Raw genomic sequence first — 15,185 nt, forward strand, 5'->3', positions numbered from 1 at the left:
CGGTCTCACGCTCCGGGCGTGTTTCCCACCGACGCGGCCAGTGCGGCCGGATCGGTGGTCGGGGCGGCGCACACGAAGTGCCGGCAGACGTAGGCGGCCGGGCGGTCCCCGACGAGCGGGCGCTCGTGCAGCAGGGGGAACTCGTCGCTGCCGGGCGCGCCGGGCGCCACCACGGCGCCGGGGGCGGTGGCCAGCAGTGCCGTCCGGTGCAGGGCGGCGGTGGCCGGATCGTCGGGCGCTCCGACCACGGCGATCTCGCGGGGGCCGTCCAGGGCCGCCTCGGCGACGGCGAGCCCCCAGCCGATGAAGCGCGGCGCCCGCGGCGCCAGCGCCCCCACGACGCCCAGGGCGCGCTCCGCGGCCTCGCGGTGGGCGCTCGACCCGGTGTGGGCGGCATACGACAGCAGCGCCCCGGCGGCGGCCGTCCAGCCGGACGGGGTGGCGTTGTCGGTGGGGTCCTGGGGACGGCGGATGAGCGCCTCGGCGTCGTCGGCGGTGTCGTAGAGCGTTCCGTCGGGGGCGGTGAAGTGGTGCAGCACCGAGTCGAGGAACAGCCCGGCGAAGTCCAGCCAGACGCCCTCGGCGGTGACCGCGGCGAGCGCGAGGAAGCCCTCGGCGACATCCGCGTAGTCCTCCAGCACCCCGGAGTTGTCACCGGCGACGCCGTCGCGTGACGTGCGGGCGAGGCGGCCGGAGTTGTCCATGTGGACCCGCACCAGCACGTCGGCCGCGTCCAGGGCGGCCCTGACCAGGTCCGGGCGGTCGAAGTAGGCGCCGGTCTCGGCGAGCGCCGCGATGGCCAGGCCGTTCCAAGCGGCGACGACCTTGTCGTCACGGCCGGGCCGCGGCCGCTCCTCGCGCGCCGCCAGCAGCCGCTCGCGGACCGACGCGACACGGTCCGCGTCGCCGGGCGCACCGTCCGCCGCCAGTTGCAGTACGGAGGCGCCCTCCTCGAAGGTGCCCTCCGGCGTCACGCCGAAGTGCGCGGCGGCGAACGCCGCGTCCTGCTCGCCGAGCGCCTCGCGCAGCTCCGCGGGCGTCCAGGCGTAGAACGCCCCCTCGGCGTGCGTCCCGTCCGCGCGATCACTGTCGGCATCGAGGGCGGACGCGAACCCGCCTTCGTGCGTGCGCAGTTCGCGCACCATGAAGTCGGCGGTCTCCAGCGCGACGCGGCGCGCGAGCTCCGAGCCGGTGGAGCGCCACAGGTGCGCGTAGACGCGGCACAGCAGCGCGTTGTCGTAGAGCATCTTCTCGAAGTGCGGCACGGTCCAGGTGCGGTCGACCGCGTACCGGGCGAAGCCGCCGCCCAGTTGGTCGTAGATGCCGCCGCGGGCCATCGCCTCGCAGCTGTCGGCCGCCATCCGCAGGGCGTCCTCGGAGCCGGTGCGGGCGTGGTGGCGGAGCAGGAACTCCACGGCCATGGACGGCGGGAACTTCGGCGCCCCGCCGAAGCCGCCGTTGTCGGCGTCGTACTCCCGGACCAGACCGGCCAGCGCGGCGTCCAGCTCCTTCGCGCCGGGTGTCACCGACGCCCCGTAGGCGCTCTGCCGCTCGCCGAGGTCCTTGACGATCCGCGCGGCGACCTCGTCCACCTCGTCCCGGCGGTCCCGCCAGGCCGCGTGCACGCCTTCCAGCACCTGCTGGAACGAGGCCATGCCGTGGCGCGGCTCGGGCGGGAAGTAAGTGCCGAAGTAGAACGGCTCGGCGTCGGGGGTCAAAAACACCGTCATGGGCCAGCCGCCCTGCCCGGTCGCCGCCTGCACCGCCTCCATGTAGACGGCGTCGACGTCCGGCCGCTCCTCGCGGTCCACCTTCACCGGCACGAAGTGCTCGTTGAGGTACGCCGCGACCGTCTCGTCCTCGAACGACTCGTGCGCCATCACATGGCACCAGTGACAACTGCTGTAACCGACGCTGAGCAGCAGCGGTACCCCGCGCTCACGGGCCTCGGCGAACGCCTCCGCGCCCCACGGCCACCAGTCCACGGGGTTGTCGGCGTGCTGCAGGAGGTAGGGCGATGTCGCGGTGCCGAGTCGGTTCACGGCACCCACTCTGCCACGCGGGGCCACCGGTGGCGCGGCACGAAATCCCGGACCGTCCGACGCCTGGCGCGCCGGCCCTCACGCCAGGCCCTGTTGATCCGGAGCCCGTGAACAATACTTACGCAACCATGACGGATTCCTGCCCGGCTCCGTGCTCCTGACCACTCGCGGAATCCCTGCTTCCGCCGGCGGCGCACCCAACTGTGTGAGTGAAGAAACCTCAGTTCAGGCCGGGTTGAGGCGATGTCAGGGCCATAGGGCCACGGGAGGGCCGGTGCGCACGGCATCAGGCTCTGTGGCCACCGGCCCGTGCAGCGGTGCGCCCAGTCCGGCGCAGGCCGGCAGCGGGCAGGCCGACAGCGCCAGGAGCTGGCGGACCGCGCCCGGCAGCGGCCAGTTCTTGCGGGTCGCGTACCAGGCGAGCAGCGCCGACGCGAGCGCGGCGAAGACGAAGAGCGGCACGGCGGGACCGGCCGACCGGCGCGCCCCGAGCCACCCGGCGGCGACGACGGTCACCAGCAGGCCTGCCCCCAGCACCGCCTGCGCGCGCAGCCGGGCGCTCCACACACCGCCGTGCTCACGTGCCGCGGTGACCTGTTCGTCCAGGTCGGTGACGGTCAGCTCGCCCCACTCGCCGTCCCGGTGGTCGCGCAGGTAGAGCGTGGCGCCGTCCACGATGCCCGCGCCGGCCGGCGAGTCGCCGGGGGCCGGCGGGGAGCCCCCGGACTCGGCCAGCGACCACCGCCGACGCTCACAGAAGGCTGGTCAGCCATGGCGGGGTCCGCCCCTCTCGCTCGACACCTGCGCAGTCAAACACCGCCGCGGCCCCGGCCGGACGGTCGCGAACCCAAGTGAGCAGCGGTTGAGCAGGTTCTGAGCTGGGGAGAGACACCCGGCGCAGCACGGCTGCCGCCCGGCCCGGGTCACCGCTGACGGCTCGCCAACTCCCGCGCCCGCACACGGGAACAGGGTTGTCGGCCCGCCACCCGAGGTAAGGAGAGGTGGAGCGGCTGAGTGGATCGGCCGGGTATCCACCTCCTGCCCGGCTCCGCCCCGCGAGACCCACCGGAGGACGCCGGTGACGGGTGAGTGACCGCGAAGGGGAGCACCTTGAAAGAAGCGCCAGAGCCGGCGAAACCGTCCGGGAGGGACCGGGCGGAGGTCGAGAGCCGGCTGAAGCTGGCCGTGGTCGAGGAGGCACGCGGCAGTACGCCGGCGGACGCGGAGCGGCTGCTGCAGCGGGCGCTGGCCTCGCTGGACGAGATCATGGCGCAGGCCGCCGGGGAGTACGCGCTGTATCTGCGCGCCACCGGTGACGGGCCCGCCGGGCAGCCGGGGTTCGCCGGGCGGTTCCCGCGCGGGACGGTGACCACCGCCGCGATCACCGCGGGCGCGGTCGGGGTGACGGCGTTCGCGGTGGACGTCATCGGCCAGAACCTGTCGGCCGGGGCGTCCCTCACCACCGGGCTGGCCGCCGGGGCGGTCGGAGCGGTGGCCGTCGGACTCAGAGGCACGGCCACGCCCCTTCCCGACTCCCCCGCGGCGGCCGACGACCCGGCCCCGTACCGGCTGCGCTGGCTGGACGCGGTGGAGCAGCGCGGCATCCGGCCCTTCCTCGAACAGCACCGGAGCCGGGCGACGGCGGAGTCCGCCTCCTCCCGGGCCGCCTCCCCCGCCACGGCCAACGGCCGGCACCAGGTTCCGGCGCCGCGCCGCACCGACCGCAGCGCCGCAGCCAGGACCCGGGCCGTGCTGGAGCAGTCGTTCGGCCAACTGCCCTCCGCGGACGGCCCGTTCGCCGGGCGCCGCAAGCAGGTCGCGCAGATCGCGCAGTGGGTGCACCAGGCCCGGGTGTCCACGGAGAGCAAGCCGACCGTCGTCGTCCTGCACGGACCGGCCGGCGCCGGGGCGACCACCCTCGCGGTGCGCGCCGCCCGCCAGCTGCGCGACCAGTTCCGCGGCTCGTGCGTGGTGGACCTGCGCGGCGGGGCCCTGGACGAACGCCCGCTGCCGACCCGGGACGCGCTGCTGCACCTGCTCAACCGGCTCGGCGCGCCCCGCGAGCAGCTGCTGTTCCGGGAGCGCCCCAACCACGAGCAGCATCTGCGGCGGCTCGCCGACCAGTACCAGAAGCATCTGACGGGCACGCCGGTGACGATCGTGCTCGACGACGCCTCCGACGCCGAACAGGTGCGGATGCTGGTCCCCGAGCGGTCCGAGGCGCTGGTGCTGGTCACCGCCCGCGAGCCGCTCTCCCTGGACCTGCCCAACGCGTGGGTGCACAGCCTGCCCGTCGGCCCGCTCGGCGCCGCCGACACCCATGAGCTGCTGGGCGAGCTGGCCAGGACCGCGAAGGCGCCCGAGCCCACCTCGGTGGAGTCCGAGCGGCTGCGCGGCCTGTGCGACGGTCTGCCGATCGCGCTGCGGATAGCCGGCGCGGCGCTGCAGGAGCACGGCACGGCCGCCGGACTCGCCGCCGACCTGGAGGCCTACGGCCCGCAGGAGGCCGTCGAGCGGATCCTCGCGCTGCGCTACCACGACCAGCCCGAGCCGTCCCGGCGGCTGCTGCGCCGGCTCGCGCTCGCCGGGCGGGCCAGCTTCGGCGCGGCGGCCGCCGCCGCACTGCTGGCCACCGACGAGCAGGAGGCCGGCCGCCGGCTGGAGGAGCTGGCGCGGGCCGGACTGATCGAGCACATCCGCGGCAGCCGCTACCGGCCGCACGACCTCGTACGCCGCTTCGCGCACGCGCGGCTGCTCGACGAGGAGGACCCGGCCGAGCGCGCCGCCGCCCATGAGCGGCTGATCCGCAGCTACGCCGAGCTGGCCAACGCCGTGATCCGCCTCGTCGAGGGCAAGACGTCCACCCGGGCCGGGCGCTTCGGCGCACACGGCTTCGCCTCGCTCGAAATGGCGCTGCGCTGGCTCGACGACGAGTCGAGCTTCATCACCGCCGCGCTGCGGCACGCCGAGGGCGTGGACCGCACCGTCGTCCAGGCCCTGCTCGGCGCGCTGTGCGACTACTGCCTGCTGCGCGGCGACCTGTACCGGCTCGGGGAGATCAGCGAGCTGGCGCAGGCGTCCAAGGCCGCCCCGGACGAGGAGCAGAACATCCTGGTGCGGTCGGTGCAGTGGCGCACCGGCATCGCGGCCCGGCAGCTCGGCGAACTCGACAAGGCGCGTTCCACCCTCAGCTCCGTCGTCGACCTGTACTTCGAGGCGCAGCACCCGGCGGGCGCCGCCCGCGCGCTCGGCAGCCTCGGCATCACCCTGCACCACCAGGGCAGCCTGCGGGAGGCGGAGAGCAAGCTCCGCGAGGCCCTGGAGCTGCAGGCCGCACCGGAGCTCGGCGAGGACCGGGCGTGGACGCAGCACGCGCTGGCGGCCGTGCTGCGCGACATGGGCCAGCTCGGCAAGGCCCTGCCGCTGCTCCTGGAATCCCTCGAACTGCACCGGCAGAACGAGAGCGTCAGCGGGCAGGCCTGGGCCCACCTCCAGCTCGGGCAGGTCCATCTGCGGCTCGGCGCGGTCGACGAGGGCGAGGCCGAGCTGCGCAGCGCCGGCCAGTGCTACGCGCTGACCCGCGACCCGCGCGGCGCCGCGTGGACCCGCACCCAGCTCGCCCGCGCCACCCTCCAGCGCGGCAACGCCCAGGAGGCCGCCCGCGAACTGGACGAGGCACTCGTCCGCCACCGGGCCTGCGAGGACGCCCGCGGCGAGGCCTGGACGCTGTACTACCTGGGGCACGCGCTGGAGGAGTCCGGCAACGGCGACCAGGCGCTGCGCACCCTGGAGCGGGCCCGTTCCATGTTCAGCCGGATACGGGACGTGTACGGGCTGGCCTGCGCCCGCCACCACTCGGCCCGGGTCACCCGCGACCAGCGGGCCGTCCGCACCGGCAACCTCCGCAACAGCGGCTTCGCCCGCCAGCTGCTCCAGGACGCCCGGCAGGACTTCCGGCGGATCGGCGTCGAGCACGGCGAGGCCTGGTCCTGCCTGGAGCTCGCCGTGATCGACGCCGGGAACAACCGTTTCGTCGAGGCCCTCACGCTGCTGGACGAGGCCCGCGAGCTCTTCCACGGCCTCGGCGACCGGCGCGGCCAGGACTGGGCGGTGTTCCTCCGCTGCACCGTCCAGCCCCTGCTGTCCGACGACGGCGCCGGGCAGGCCGCCGACACGCTGCGCGCCCTGCTGGCCGCGCACTACCCGGGCCGGGACCCGGATCTGGAGGAGTACGCCGAGGCCTACACCGTCCTGCTGGAGCGCGGTACGGCCACCCACGGCGGCAGCTGGGAGGCGTGGCGGCTGGGCATGATGCCGCGGCGCTCCGCGCGCATGGTCATGGACCTGCTGCCGGCGGCGCCCTGAGGGCCGCAGGCAGGAGCGCCCGCCGGGCCGGTGTGCGGCCGGCCCGGCCGGCGCCCGGGCGCGTGACGAAGCCTGGTGGTCCTGGGACGCCTGGGCGCGTTACGAAGCCGGGTTGTCCTGGGAGGCCCGGGCGGCGGCCTGCGCCTCCCGGTGTGCCCGCAGACCCCGTGACGGCTTCGGGGCCGCCGCAGCGGGGTCCGGGGCCTCCTCGAAGTCGATCTTCTTGAACTGCTTGCCCATGTTCTTCATCAGCGCCCACAGCGACAGCGCGATCGCCGCGAAGATCACAAAGCCGATGAGACCGGGCGTCACCTTGTTGTTGTCCAGCTCCTGAGCGGCGAGCGGGACGTACTGGGTCAGTGCGTGGGAGGCAATCACGGTACCCATTGTGCGCTAGGCGGTGCGGATGCCCGCGAAGAGGTCGTCCTCGGGCAGTGAGGTGTCCACGAGCGACTTGGCGAGCTCGTAGTCCTCGGTCGGCCAGACCTCCTGCTGGATCTCCATGGGAACGTGGAACCAGGCGCCGTCCGGGTCGATCTGGGTGGCGTGCGCGAGCAGCGCCTTGTCACGGATCTCGAAGAAGTCGGCGCAGGGCACATGGGTGCTGATCTGCCGCTCGGGGCGGTCGAACTGCTTCCAGCGCTCCAGCCACTCCGCGTACGGCGACTCCAGGCCGCGGGAGAGCAGCGCCTCGTGCATGGCGACGGTGCGTGCCTTGTTGAAGCCCTGGTTGTAGTAGAGCTTCTGCGGCGTCCACGGCTCGCCGGCCTCGGGGTAGCGCTCCGGGTCGCCCGCCGCCTCGAAGGCGATCATGGAGATCTTGTGGGTCATGATGTGGTCGGGGTGCGGGTAGCCGCCGTTCTCGTCGTAGGTGGTGATCACCTGCGGCTTGAACTCACGGATCAGCTTCACCAGGGCGCCGGCTGCCTCCTCGACGTCCTGCACGGCGAAACAGCCGTCGGGCAGCGGGGGCAGCGGGTCGCCCTCGGGAAGGCCGGAGTCGACGAAGCCGAGCCAGGACTGCTTGACGCCCAGGATCTCGCGGGCCTCGTCCATCTCCTTGGCGCGGACCTCGTGGATGTGCTCCTCGATATAAGGGTCACCCTGGAGCTTGGGGTTGAGCACCGAGCCGCGTTCTCCGCCGGTGCAGGTGGCGACCAGTACGTCCACCCCCTCGGACACGTACTTGGCCATGGTGGCCGCGCCCTTGCTCGACTCGTCGTCAGGGTGGGCGTGGACGGCCATCAGTCGCAGCTGCTCAGTCAAGGCTGGATCCTCTAGTCATCGGTAGTAGCCCCCTCGTTCCATGTAAAGGGCGCCTCCTATAGTGACCGAAGCGAGGGGGCAATTAATTCCATGGCCCCCACCGGAAGGAACGATCATGGCTGCGGTGCGCGAGGGGCTGCCCGAAGGGCGCTACGGACGCGGCGCCGATGCGCGGGCCGACCGGCGACTGAAGATCATCGGCCTGGTGCTGGGCGTGCTGGCACTGGGCGGGGTCGGCTGGTTCGGCTGGCACTCGGTCGCGGGCACGGACGTGAGCGGCGAGGTCATCAAGTCCCGGGCCGTCTCGGACCAGGCCGTGGAAATCCATCTGGAGGTCCGTAAGGACGCCGGAACGGTCGCCGTGTGCACGCTGCGCTCGGTGGACAAGGACCACACTGAGGTGGGACGCATGGACGTGACCATGCGCGACCGCAAGAAGCAGGTCGATACCGTGGTCACCATGCGGACCACCCACCGCGGGGAGACCGCTGAGCTGCTCGGCTGCAAGCCGGCGGACCAGGGCTGACCTGCCACGACGACACACTGACGATTTCCCGCTCCCGTGTGGGTGCCGGAATTGTTAAGCTCCAGGTTTCGCCCGGCCACGCGATGGCAAGGCACTCGACGCAGTCCCACGCAGTACCTACGAGGAGCACCAGTGACCCAGACCAGCCAGACCAGCGAGAGCGTCACCTGGCTGACCCAGGAGGCGTACGACCAGCTGAAGGCCGAGCTGGAGTACCTGTCGGGTCCGGCACGCGCTCTGATCATCGCCAAGATCGAGGAAGCCCGCCAGGAGGGCGACCTAAAGGAGAACGCCGGCTACCACGCGGCGCGCGAGGATCAGGGCAAGCAGGAGCTGCGGGTCCGCCAGCTGACCCAGCTGCTGGAGCGTGCCAAGGTCGGCGAGGCGCCGGCCGACACCGGCGTGGTCGCGCCCGGCATGGTCGTGACGATCGCCTTCGACGGCGACCCGGACGACACCATGACCTTCCTGGTGGGCTCGCGTGAGTACGTGAGCGACACCCTGGAGACGTACTCGCCGCAGTCCCCGCTGGGCAAGGGCGTGAGCGGCAAGAAGGCCGGCGAGGACGCCGTCTACGAGCTGCCGAACGGCAAGAAGTCCTCCGTGAAGATCCTCTCGGTCAAGCCGCACCGCGGCTGACCTTCCGGGACACACCTTCCGGGACACCGCAGAACGGGCTCCCCGCCGTGGGTACGGCGGGGAGCCCGTTCTGCGTTACGGGTCAGGTCAGGCGGTCGTCCGGGTCAGGCGGTCGCGGAGCGGTACTTGCGCACCGCCAGGGTGCGGAACACCACGAGGATCAGGACGGACCAGAGCAGCGACGCCCACACGGCGTGCTGCATCGGCCAGGCGCTGGACTGCGAGACACCCGGGTTGCCGAACAGCTGCCGGCAGGCCTGCACCGTGGCGCTGAACGGGTTCCATTCGGCGATGTGGCGCAGCCAGGGCGTCATGTTGGTGGTGTCCGCGAACGCGTTGGAAATGAACGTCACGGGGAACAGCCAGATCAGACCGCCGGAGGTGGCCGCCTCCGGGGTGCGGACCGACAGGCCGATCAGCGCGCCGATCCAGGAGAAGGCGTAGCCCAGCAGGAGCAGCAGCCCGAAGGCGCCGAGCATCTTGGGGATGCCCTCGTGGACGCGCCATCCGACGATCAGGGCGACGACGGCCAGCACGACGACGGTCAGCATCGTCTGCACCAGGTCGGCGAGGGTGCGTCCGGTGAGGACCGCGCCGCGCGACATGGGCAGTGACCGGAAGCGGTCGATGAGGCCCTTGTTCATGTCGTCGGCGATGCCCGCGCCGGCGCCCGCCGTGGCGAAGGTGACGGTCTGGGCGAAGATGCCCGCCATCAGGAATTCCTTGTACGTGTTGGGGTCGGTGCTGCCGCCGACCTTCATGGAGCCGCCGAACACGTAGGTGAACAGCACCACGAACATGATCGGCTGGATCAGCCCGAAAATGATCATCTCCGGGATGCGGGTCATCCGGATCAGATTGCGCTTGGCGATGACCAGCGAGTCCCGGACGGACTGCATGACCCCGCCGCCGGACCGCGGGGCGAGCGTGGTCGTGGGCTTCGCGTCGATGACGGCCATCACTTGGCCTCCTCTTCCGGTGCGGCGACCTCGGCCTCGTGGCCGGTCAGCGAGAGGAACACATCGTCCAGGGTCGGGCGGCGCAGCCCGATGTCGTCGATCTCGATGCCCCGGGCGTCGAGATCGCGGATGACCTCGGCGAGCAGCTTGGCACCGCCGTCGACCGGGACGGTGATCCGGCGGGTGTGATCCTCGGTCTTGGTGTCGCCCTTGCCGAAGCCGCGCAGGACGCCCTCCGCCTCGGCGAGCCGCTCCCGCTCGTGGACGACGACCTCGACGCGTTCGCCGCCGGTCTGCGCCTTGAGCTGGTCGGAGGTGCCGCGGGCGATGACCTTGCCGTGGTCGATGACGCAGATGTCGTGCGCGAGCTGGTCGGCCTCTTCGAGGTACTGGGTGGTGAGCAGCAGGGTCGTGCCGCCGGCCACCAGGTCCTGGATGACCTCCCACATGACCTGCCGGTTGCGCGGGTCCAGGCCCGTCGTGGGCTCGTCCATGAACATCACGGGCGGCTTGACGACGAGCGCGGCGGCGAGGTCCAGCCGGCGGCGCATGCCGCCGGAGTACGTCTTGGTGGGCCGGTCGGCCGCGTCCGCGAGGTTGAAGCGGTCCAGCAGTTCGGCCGCGCGGAGCTTCGCGTCACGGCTCTTCATCTGGTAGAGCTGGCCGACCATCTGGAGGTTCTCACGGCCGGTCAGATACTCGTCGACCGCCGCGAACTGGCCGGACAGGCCGATGTGGCGGCGGACTTCGTTGGGGTGCTTGAGCACGTCGATACCGGCCACGACGGCGTTGCCGCTGTCCGGTTGCAGCAGGGTGGTGAGAACCCGTACGGCGGTGGTCTTGCCGGCGCCGTTCGGGCCCAGCAGTCCCAGAACCGTGCCTTCCGGGACGTCGAAATCCACTCCGTCCAATGCCCGTACGTCACCGAAGGTCTTGACCAGACCTTCGGCGTAGATCGCGCCTGGCATGTGACTACTCCCAATCCGGGGATAGGTCTCTGGTGTCGGTGTTCGCGAGGTTCGCGGGCGGCCGCGACCCGTTTCGGCCGGCGTCCGGGCCCGCACACACAGAGTCCAAACGCGACACATCGCGAGCATGGCGCATGCGATATATCGCGTCAAGACCAGGGCTCCCGAAATCTTCGGGCACCTCGGCCCGGAGCGGACGTCAGATGACCATGTAGCCGGCCCCCAGCAGAGCGGCCTCGACCGCCTCGCAGTGCTCCGGCCCCTTGGTCTCCAGGTGCAGTTCGACCTCCGCCTCCGTGAGTCCCAGCCGCGGGTCGGTCCGCACGTGGCTCACGTCCAGGACGTTAGCGTCCGCCTCTGACAACACCGCCAGTAGCGTCGCCAGCGCACCGGGACGGTCCGTCACCCGCAGCCGCAGGGACAGATAGCGGCCCGCCGCGGCCATCCCGTGCCGGAGGATCCGCTGCATCAGCAACGGGTCCACGTTCCCCCCGGACAGCACCGCCACCACCGGGCCCTCGAAGGAGTCCGGATCGGACAGCAGCGCCGCCACCGGGCTCGCCCCGGCCGGTTCCACGACCATCTTCGCCCGCTCCAGGCACAGCAGCAGCGCGCTGGAAAGAGCGTCCTCGGAAACGGTACGGACTTCGTCGACCAGTTCGCGAATGATTTTGAACGGGATGTCGCCGGGCCGGCCGACCATGATCCCGTCGGCCATCGTCGCCACCGCGCCCAGCGCCACCGGCTCGCCGGCCGCCAGCGAGGGCGGATACGCCGCCGCGCCCGCCGCCTGCACGCCGATCACCTTCACATCCGGACGCAGCGCCTTCACCGCCAGCGCGACACCCGCGGCGAACCCGCCGCCACCGATGCCGACCACGATCGTCCGCACCTCGGGGCACTGCTCCAGGATCTCCAGGCCCACCGTGCCCTGGCCCGCGATGATGTCCGGGTGGTCGAAGGGGTGGATGAAGACCGCGCCGGTCTCCTCCGCGTACGCCTTGGCGGCGCGCAGCGTCTCGTCCACCACCTGTCCGTGCATCCGCACCTCGGCCCCGTAGTCGCGGGTCGCCGCGATCTTCGGCAGCGGTGCGCCCACCGGCATGAAGACCGTGGACCGCACACCGAGCAGTGACGCGGCCAGCGCGACGCCCTGCGCATGGTTGCCGGCGCTCGCGGCGACGACCCCGGCGGATCGTTCCTCCTGCGTCAGGCCGGCGATCCGCACATACGCGCCGCGCACCTTGAACGAGCCGGTGCGCTGCAGGTTCTCGCACTTCAGATGCACCGGGGAGCCGACCAGACCGGTGAGGTACCGGCTGCCCTCCATCGGGGTCACCCTGGCCACCCCGGACAGCATCTTGTGGGCCCCGCGCACGTCGTCGAGCGTGATCGGGTGGGGTACTGCGGGCGCCGCTCTGTCCATGCGCCCAGTGTCCCAGTTCCGGTCCCGTGTCACCGCCGGAGCACGGTTTGTGCGGGATGGGTCTCATGGTGACCCTCTCCGCGTACTCTTCTCCCAACCTCCGCAGGACCGACAGAACGCGAGCTTCCGGCCATGCCCAATCCATCGGAGTCGCCCTCCTCTCCCCCCCTCGACGAGGAGGGGCCCACCGAACTCTTCGAGCGGCTCCAGCACCAGGTCGCTCTCTTCGCCCGGCGCGCGGAGCAGACCCGCCTCGGCGGTGTGGGCAAGGCCCGCAACTCCATGGACCGGGCCGCTTACCTGCTGCTCAACCGGCTCGACCGCGAAGGCCCGATGGGCGTGAAGGCGCTCGCGGAGGGCATGGGCATCGACTCCTCCACCGTCACCCGCCAGGTCGCGCCGCTCGTCGACACCGGCCTCGTCAAGCGCACCTCGCACCCCGAGGACGGCCGCGCCGTCGTGCTCGCCCTCTCGCCGCGCGGCCTCGGCCGGCTCGAAGAGGTCCGCAGCTCCCGGAAGCAGCTGATGGCCCAGGTCACCGAGGGCTGGAGCGAGAACGAGCGGGAGATGTTCTGCGATCTGCTCGGGCGTTTCAACCTGGCGCTGTCCGAGTGGCACGCGACGACGGTGCAGTCGGGACCGGCCGACGAGTAGGTCCCGACGCCCGGGCCGGCGCTCGAGCCGGTCCTGCCCGGCCGCCGCGCGCACCCCGCACCCGCAGAGCTCTTGACCTGAACCGCCTGCTTGACGTCCACTGGCGGCGTGGGCACGCGCCGGGCGGCAGCGGAGTACCAACGGGACGTCGAGTTTCAGGCGTTCACCGCAGGAGCGGCAGGACGGCTTCTGCACGCCGCCACCCTGCTCACCGGTGACCCGGCCGCGGCCGAGAAACTGCTGGGAACCGTCCTGGCGCACACGTACGCGAACTGGTTCCGGATGCGTTCCGAGGACCCGTACGACCAGGCCCGCACCGAGCTCGTACGGCGCTTCGCGTACCGGCCCTGGTGGCGCCGGCCGCACGGCGGGGCGCTGGACCGGCTCACCGCCCAGGAGCGGCTGGTGGTCGTTCTGCGGCTGTTCGAGGGCGTCGCCGAGGAACAGGCCGCCGCGCAGCTGGGACTGCCTGTGGAGCGCGTACGGGCCATCTGCAACCGTGCCACGGCCACCCTGCGCAGCCGCCCGGCGCCGGCTCCCGCCCGGTCGGTGACCGAGGCCCGTGCGGCGGCGGAGAAGGCCAGGAAACAGGCCGCGTCGGAGAACTCGCGCGAGAACCCGCCGGGGGGTCCGCCCGGGGGATCGGCGGGGGGTCCGCCCGGGGGATCGGCGGGGGGATCGGCGTCCTCGTCGGACACTCCGGCCGAGAGCTCTTCCGCGGCCGACGAGATCCAGGGAGCGGCGTCGTGATGCCCCCGGACCGCAAGGAGGAGGAGGTCCGCCGGGTCCTCGACACCCCGCACCCCTACGTCCCCGCCGACCTGGCGGAACGGGCCGCCGAGCGCGGCCGCCGCATCCTGCGGCGGCGCCGCTTCGTGCACCAGCTGCTGTGGCTGCTGCTCGTCGCGGCGATCGTGACGGGCGTGGTGTTCGCGGTGCTGGAGTGGCCCGACCCGCAGCCGCTCGACACCACGCCGCCGGTGGACACCTGGTAGCGGCTCGGCCGGCCACCAGGTGCCCTCACGACGGCTCGGGCACCAGGTGCCCACAGCGACGGATCAGCCGGTTCGGACGGATCAGCCGAGCGCCTGGGTCAGGTCCGCCAGCAGGTCGTCGACCGACTCGATGCCCACCGAGAGCCGTACGAGGTCCGCCGGGACCTCCAGCGCGGAGCCCACCACCGAGGCGTGCGTCATCCGGCCCGGGTGCTCGATCAGCGACTCGACGCCGCCCAGCGACTCACCCAGCGTGAACAGGCCCGCGCGGTTGCACACCGCGACGGCCGCCTCCTCGCCACCGTTCACCTGGAACGAGATCATGCCGCCGAACGCCTTCATCTGCTTCGCGGCGATCTCGTGCCCCGGGTGCTCGGCCAGCCCCGGGTACAGGACCCGCGACACCTTCGGGTGCGACTGGAGCATCTCGGCGATCCGGGTGGCGTTGGCGCTGTGCCGGTCCATGCGCACCGCCAGCGTCTTGATGCCGCGCATGACCAGCCAGGCGTCGAACGGCCCGGCGATCGCGCCCATCGCGTTCTGGTGGTAGGCCAGCTCGTCGCCGAGCGCCGCGTCACCGGTGATCAGCGCGCCGCCGACGACGTCGGAGTGCCCGCCCATGTACTTCGTCGTCGAGTGCAGGACGATATCCGCGCCGAGCGCGAGCGGCTGCTGCAGGTACGGGCTCGCGAACGTGTTGTCCACCACCAGCCGCACGCCGGTGCCGGCGCCGCGGGCGATCTCCGCCAGCGCCGCGATGTCCGTGATGCCGAGCAGCGGGTTCGACGGGGTCTCGACCCAGATCGCCTTGGTGTTCGGCCGCAGCTGCGCCCGCACGGCCGCCGGGTCGGACGTGTCGGCCACCGACCACTGGACGCCCCAGCGCTCGACGACCTTGGCGAACAGGCGGAACGTGCCGCCGTACGCGTCGTTCGGGATCACCACGTGGTCGCCGGGCGACAGGATGGTGCGCAGCAGGCAGTCCTCCGCCGCCAGCCCGGACGCGAAGGCCAGCCCGCGCCGGCCGCCTTCCAGTGCCGCGAGGTTCTCCTCCAGCGCGGTTCTGGTCGGGTTGGCGGAGCGGCTGTATTCGTAGCCGCCGCGCAGCCCGCCCACTCCGTCCTGCTTGTACGTCGACACCTGGTAGATCGGCGTCACCACGGCGCCGGTCTGGGCGTCCGCCGCCTGACCGGCGTGGATCGCGAGGGTTTCGAAATTCTGGTGCTGCTGGTCGTGGTCGCTCATTCCGCCGAGCGTAGTCGCCCGGGCCCGGTAACCGCCTGGTCCGGGTGCTGCCCCACGCCGTATGATCCCGCTTCGAGTTCGAACTCTTGTCCTGTGGGGG

General features: G+C 72.2%; 13 protein-coding genes and 1 pseudogene. 6 read left to right on the plus strand and 8 right to left on the minus strand.

Features of this window, described 5'->3' with window-relative positions; all coding sequences use genetic code 11:
- Positions 1-5: 5 nt before the first annotated feature.
- Positions 6-2,042, minus strand: coding sequence for a thioredoxin domain-containing protein (locus tag O3W51_RS29765; RefSeq protein ID WP_138352152.1), 2,037 nt, complete (start codon positions 2,040-2,042; stop codon positions 6-8).
- Between the two features lie 246 nt (positions 2,043-2,288).
- Complete coding sequence (locus tag O3W51_RS29770; protein ID WP_198357037.1) at positions 2,289-2,717, minus strand: hypothetical protein; 429 nt, start codon at positions 2,715-2,717, stop codon at positions 2,289-2,291.
- 510 nt (positions 2,718-3,227) lie between these two features.
- Here O3W51_RS29770 and O3W51_RS29775 point away from each other — a divergent pair.
- Positions 3,228-6,407 (plus strand): tetratricopeptide repeat protein, encoded by a 3,180-nt coding sequence (locus tag O3W51_RS29775; RefSeq protein ID WP_417791499.1) that lies wholly within the window; start codon positions 3,228-3,230, stop codon positions 6,405-6,407.
- A 99-nt stretch (positions 6,408-6,506) separates the two neighbouring features.
- Here the strand turns inward: O3W51_RS29775 and O3W51_RS29780 are convergent, their stop codons facing one another.
- Positions 6,507-6,794, minus strand: a complete 288-nt coding sequence (locus O3W51_RS29780; RefSeq protein ID WP_203674270.1) for a hypothetical protein — start codon at positions 6,792-6,794, stop codon at positions 6,507-6,509.
- Positions 6,795-6,800: 6 nt separating this feature from the next.
- A complete protein-coding gene (mca, locus tag O3W51_RS29785; protein ID WP_138352156.1) occupies positions 6,801-7,673 on the minus strand; it encodes a mycothiol conjugate amidase Mca in 873 nt (290 codons plus the stop codon).
- 115 nt (positions 7,674-7,788) lie between these two features.
- Between mca and O3W51_RS29790 the strand changes: the two genes are divergently transcribed.
- Together O3W51_RS29790 and greA are read left to right on the plus strand one after the other, a co-directional pair.
- A complete protein-coding gene (locus tag O3W51_RS29790; protein WP_269287767.1) occupies positions 7,789-8,199 on the plus strand; it encodes a DUF4307 domain-containing protein in 411 nt (136 codons plus the stop codon).
- A 132-nt stretch (positions 8,200-8,331) separates the two neighbouring features.
- Positions 8,332-8,838: a transcription elongation factor GreA gene (greA, locus tag O3W51_RS29795; RefSeq protein WP_138352158.1), complete on the plus strand. Its 507-nt coding sequence runs from the start codon at positions 8,332-8,334 to the stop codon at positions 8,836-8,838.
- Between the two features lie 104 nt (positions 8,839-8,942).
- Here the strand turns inward: greA and O3W51_RS29800 are convergent, their stop codons facing one another.
- From O3W51_RS29800 to ilvA, 3 genes are all read right to left on the minus strand, one after another.
- Positions 8,943-9,797, minus strand: a complete 855-nt coding sequence (locus O3W51_RS29800; protein WP_138352159.1) for an ABC transporter permease — start codon at positions 9,795-9,797, stop codon at positions 8,943-8,945.
- Positions 9,797-10,765 (minus strand): ATP-binding cassette domain-containing protein, encoded by a 969-nt coding sequence (locus O3W51_RS29805; RefSeq protein WP_138352160.1) that lies wholly within the window; start codon positions 10,763-10,765, stop codon positions 9,797-9,799. Before O3W51_RS29805 ends, O3W51_RS29800 begins: the two co-directional genes overlap by 1 nt.
- A gap of 199 nt (positions 10,766-10,964) precedes the next feature.
- Positions 10,965-12,191: a threonine ammonia-lyase gene (ilvA, locus tag O3W51_RS29810; protein ID WP_138352161.1), complete on the minus strand. Its 1,227-nt coding sequence runs from the start codon at positions 12,189-12,191 to the stop codon at positions 10,965-10,967.
- Positions 12,192-12,323: 132 nt separating this feature from the next.
- Between ilvA and O3W51_RS29815 the strand changes: the two genes are divergently transcribed.
- The 3 genes and pseudogenes from O3W51_RS29815 (at position 12,324) to O3W51_RS29825 (ending at position 13,840) form a co-directional block, all read left to right on the plus strand.
- Positions 12,324-12,845 carry a MarR family winged helix-turn-helix transcriptional regulator gene (locus tag O3W51_RS29815; RefSeq protein WP_138352162.1) on the plus strand — a complete coding sequence of 174 codons (522 nt, stop codon included), beginning with the start codon at positions 12,324-12,326 and terminating at the stop codon, positions 12,843-12,845.
- A gap of 108 nt (positions 12,846-12,953) precedes the next feature.
- Positions 12,954-13,418: pseudogene (locus tag O3W51_RS29820) on the plus strand (sigma factor-like helix-turn-helix DNA-binding protein); the annotation flags it as partial.
- 176 nt (positions 13,419-13,594) lie between these two features.
- Positions 13,595-13,840 (plus strand): hypothetical protein, encoded by a 246-nt coding sequence (locus O3W51_RS29825; RefSeq protein ID WP_232484663.1) that lies wholly within the window; start codon positions 13,595-13,597, stop codon positions 13,838-13,840.
- 81 nt (positions 13,841-13,921) lie between these two features.
- On the opposite strand, the gene O3W51_RS29830 is transcribed toward O3W51_RS29825, so the two are convergent.
- Complete coding sequence (locus O3W51_RS29830) at positions 13,922-15,085, minus strand: cystathionine gamma-synthase (RefSeq protein ID WP_138352165.1); 1,164 nt, start codon at positions 15,083-15,085, stop codon at positions 13,922-13,924.
- Between the last annotated feature and the right edge of the window lie 100 nt (positions 15,086-15,185).

It is taken from the genome of Streptomyces sp. H39-C1, from assembly GCF_027158125.1.
GTDB lineage: Bacteria > Actinomycetota > Actinomycetes > Streptomycetales > Streptomycetaceae > Actinacidiphila > Actinacidiphila fildesensis.

Excerpts from the sequence above, each read along its gene's own strand:
- O3W51_RS29800 (WP_138352159.1), bottom strand. The coding sequence starts at position 9,797 with ATGGCCGTCATCGACGCGAAGCCCACGACCACGCTCGCCCCGCGGTCC.
- O3W51_RS29805 (WP_138352160.1), bottom strand. The coding sequence starts at position 10,765 with ATGCCAGGCGCGATCTACGCCGAAGGTCTGGTCAAGACCTTCGGTGAC.
- ilvA (WP_138352161.1), bottom strand. The coding sequence starts at position 12,191 with ATGGACAGAGCGGCGCCCGCAGTACCCCACCCGATCACGCTCGACGAC.
- O3W51_RS29825 (WP_232484663.1), top strand. The coding sequence starts at position 13,595 with ATGCCCCCGGACCGCAAGGAGGAGGAGGTCCGCCGGGTCCTCGACACC.
- O3W51_RS29790 (WP_269287767.1), top strand. The coding sequence starts at position 7,789 with ATGGCTGCGGTGCGCGAGGGGCTGCCCGAAGGGCGCTACGGACGCGGC.
- O3W51_RS29815 (WP_138352162.1), top strand. The coding sequence starts at position 12,324 with ATGCCCAATCCATCGGAGTCGCCCTCCTCTCCCCCCCTCGACGAGGAG.
- O3W51_RS29780 (WP_203674270.1), bottom strand. The coding sequence starts at position 6,794 with ATGGGTACCGTGATTGCCTCCCACGCACTGACCCAGTACGTCCCGCTC.
- O3W51_RS29830 (WP_138352165.1), bottom strand. The coding sequence starts at position 15,085 with ATGAGCGACCACGACCAGCAGCACCAGAATTTCGAAACCCTCGCGATC.